The organism is Pontibacterium sp. (assembly GCF_041587635.1).
GTDB lineage: Bacteria > Pseudomonadota > Gammaproteobacteria > Pseudomonadales > Balneatricaceae > Pontibacterium.
The window spans coordinates 1-3,219 of the sequence record NZ_JBFGYC010000466.1 but is presented as its reverse complement, the minus strand read 5'-3'; the positions used below and the strand labels follow the sequence as shown (position 1 = coordinate 3,219).

Annotated in this window: 4 protein-coding genes; 2 read left to right on the top strand and 2 right to left on the bottom strand. The window is 53.7% G+C overall.

The annotated features are described in order from the left end of the window. Both ABYW01_RS17555 and recD read left to right on the top strand, forming a co-directional pair. The coding region (locus ABYW01_RS17555; protein ID WP_372835269.1) for a PD-(D/E)XK nuclease family protein at positions 1-854 on the top strand (854 nt) is incomplete at its 5' end. Next, positions 851-2,665, top strand: a complete 1,815-nt coding sequence (gene recD / locus ABYW01_RS17550; protein WP_372835267.1) for an exodeoxyribonuclease V subunit alpha — start codon at positions 851-853, stop codon at positions 2,663-2,665. The genes ABYW01_RS17555 and recD, both read left to right, overlap by 4 nt. An 84-nt stretch (positions 2,666-2,749) precedes the next feature. On the opposite strand, the gene ABYW01_RS17545 is transcribed toward recD, so the two are convergent. Continuing rightward, the gene (locus ABYW01_RS17545; protein WP_372835264.1) at positions 2,750-2,881 is read right to left on the bottom strand and encodes a hypothetical protein; all 132 of its coding nucleotides are present in this window, start codon (positions 2,879-2,881) and stop codon (positions 2,750-2,752) included. Positions 2,882-2,970: 89 nt separating this feature from the next. Then, positions 2,971-3,219 (bottom strand): polysaccharide deacetylase family protein (locus tag ABYW01_RS17540; protein ID WP_372835261.1); only part of this gene is annotated, 249 nt, incomplete at its 5' end.

Here is a 3,219-nt window from a genome sequence, read left to right as displayed (position 1 = left end):
GCCGGATTAAACGTGACTGGCGGGTGACCAGTTACTCGGCACTGAGCAGTCATGGCAGCGGTTATCAACTGCCGGAGTTGCCGGGTTTGGATCTGGAGGTGGCAGGTGAAGAGGCGGAGGTCGCTGAGCCGGAACAGACGATCTTCAGCTTTCCTAAAGGGGCTCGCGCCGGTACGTTCTTGCACGCCGTGTTTGAGGATCTGGATTTTCCCACGGCAGGCGGCCCGGAGCTGGATGAGTATCTGCAAGAGCGCCTGACGCTGGAAGGCTACGAAACCGACTGGACACCGGTACTGAACACCCTTGTGACGGATGTTCTGGACAGTGATCTCGATGGTCTGGGTTTACGGATGCGAGATCTCACTGCGCAGGACAAGCTGGTGGAGATGGAGTTTATGTTGCCCGTGAGTGGTTTGGATTGCGGTGCACTCAATCAATTGGTACGCGCAGAAGATGGCTTATCTGCGCAGGCAGGACTGCTCTCCTTTGATCAGGTGAACGGAATGTTAAAGGGCTTTATCGATCTGGTGTTCCGTCATGAGAGCCGGTATTACGTACTCGACTACAAATCCAATTATCTCGGCGGCACACATGATGCTTATACCCAAGAGGCGATGTCGGATGCGATGATCGACCACCGCTATGATCTTCAATACCAGCTCTATACGCTGGCGCTACACCGTCTGTTACAGAGCCGGATACCGGATTACAACTACGAAGAACATATGGGCGGTGTTTTCTATCTCTTTCTGCGTGGCATGGGGCAGGGGGATCACGGCATCTTCCATTGCCGTCCTGACGCCGGGTTCATCGAGCAGTTGGATCAACAGTTCCGAGCAGGAGACACGGCATGAGCGAGTTGTTGTCGGTCCTCCGTAACCGGGTTGATGCCGGTGAGCTGCGCCCGCTGGATTACCAATTTGGTCGTTTTTTACAGCAGAAAGGTGCGCCTGATCTGGCGGTTCTTGCGGGTACGTTGGTCAGCGCTGAACTGGCGCAGGGCAATGTGTGTCTGGTGTTGTCCCGGTTGCCAGAGTTGTCGCCTGAACTGAAACAGCTGACTGTGCAGTTGGGTCTATCAACGCTGGGCCTGCACGCGCAGATCATTGGTGACGGCTCAGAGACGACACCGCTGGTATTAAGCGGTGAGCGCCTCTATCTGCACCGCTATTGGTCGTATGAGGTGATGATTGCTGCCAGTTTGCATACACGGGCGGCACGCTCGGATGTGGATCTGGAGACGCTCAGATCCGGTCTGAATAAGCTGTTTGGTCGTCAAACCGGTGAACCAGACTGGCAGAAAGTGGCAGCAGCCATTGCAGCTCAGCGACGCTTTTCAGTGATTTCCGGTGGACCAGGAACGGGTAAAACCACCACGGTAACCAAACTGCTCGCGTTGATCTGTGAGCAGAGCCTGCAGCTGGGACGTGAACCGGTGATTAAACTGGCTGCGCCAACCGGTAAAGCCGCCGCTCGTCTGTCTGAATCGATTGCCGGTGCAGTGAGCAAACTGCCGTTGTCGGTTGAGCAGCGAGCTTCAATTCCGGCTGACGCGAGTACTCTGCATCGTTTACTCGGTGTTATACCAAACAGCCATAGCTTCCGTCATAACGCCGAGAATCCCTTACATCTCGATCTGCTGGTGGTGGATGAGGCATCGATGATTGATCTTCCGATGATGGCGCGCTTATTGGACGCCTTGCCGGAAAACGCGCGGTTAATCCTGATCGGTGATCGTGATCAGCTCGCGTCGGTTGAAGCGGGCAGTGTATTGGGGGATATCTGTCGCTGGCCGGGTGAGGTGGGATATTCGGCGGCGCAGGCAGAGATACTATCGTCGTTGTGTGATATTTCTGCGGAGGGTATCTCGCAGAATTACCCGTCACCGCTAGCAGATTCTGTGGCGTTGTTACGTAAAAGTTACAGATTTCATGATCAGAGTGGTATTGGGCACCTGGCGCGCGCAGTGAATACTGGTGATGTCGCGCGTTTTACGCAGGTTATGAAAAGTGCCACTTATAGTGATATCGAGCTAAACCCACTCACCAGTGAAGGTTATGCTGCCTTGATTACACGCGCAGTGGATGGCTACAGCCATTACCTGCGCTGTGTGGATGACAATGCTGCACCGGAGCATATTCTGGCCCAGTTCAATCGGTTACAGCTACTTTGTGCACTGCGGGAAGGGCCCTACGGTGTGGCGGGTCTGAATGAAACGATTCGTAGTGCATTGGCGAAACGCCGGCTGGTGCCCAGTGAAGGGTTGTGGTTCAGTGGTCGTCCGGTGATTATCACTCGCAATGATTCTGTGATGGAGTTATATAACGGTGATATCGGTATCACGTTACCCGATGAGGACGGTAACCTTCGGGTCTGGTTTGAACAGTCAGGTCGGATGCGTGCGGTGTTGCCCAGCCGGTTACCTGAACACGAAACCGTGTTTGCGATGACGGTGCATAAAAGTCAGGGATCAGAGTTTGAGCAGGTGTTGTTGTTACTACCGCCGGATGACAGCCCGGTACTGACCCGTGAGTTGCTCTATACAGGGATTACACGTGCTAAACAGTCGTTGGCATTGTACGGGACGGATCGGGTATTCAGGCAAGCGACGCTGCGGCCTACCGAACGTAACGGTGGTTTGGCTGATCGATTATGGCAGATGTAAAACCAACCGCTTAGAACGCAAATAGGGAGCCAATGGCTCCCTATTATCGATCATATGTAAAACAATCAGATCTGGTTCAGAATACTAGCGACGGCGACGTTGCTGCTCTTCTTCCGTGCGCATACGGATGGGTTTCAGCTCTTTCTGAGCAGGTTTGCTCATCTTGAACATGATATAACCGGCAGCCAGGGCCAGCAAAGTTGTAAAAATCAGCATATGTCGCTCCTAGTGCCGGTGCATACCGGTCGTCAGATTCGGCATCGACGGTCAGCGCGGGTAGCGCTCCTCAGACACGATACTACTGATTATAGACCCTGTTGACCAACGTATTGTTCAAATTCGGTGAATCCACCGATGTGCTCCTGTCCAACAAAGATCTGCGGCACTGTTTCTACCGGTTTACCCACGGTTTTTTCAAGATCGGCTTTGCTCTGCTCGATTTCAACCCGCTGGACAGCCGTTGACATTGAGGCCAACAGCGGATGGGACACGGTGTGACTCCCAATCTTGATCAATCCGCCTGAGGCCAATTCCTGGATTTCATCCGGCGACAG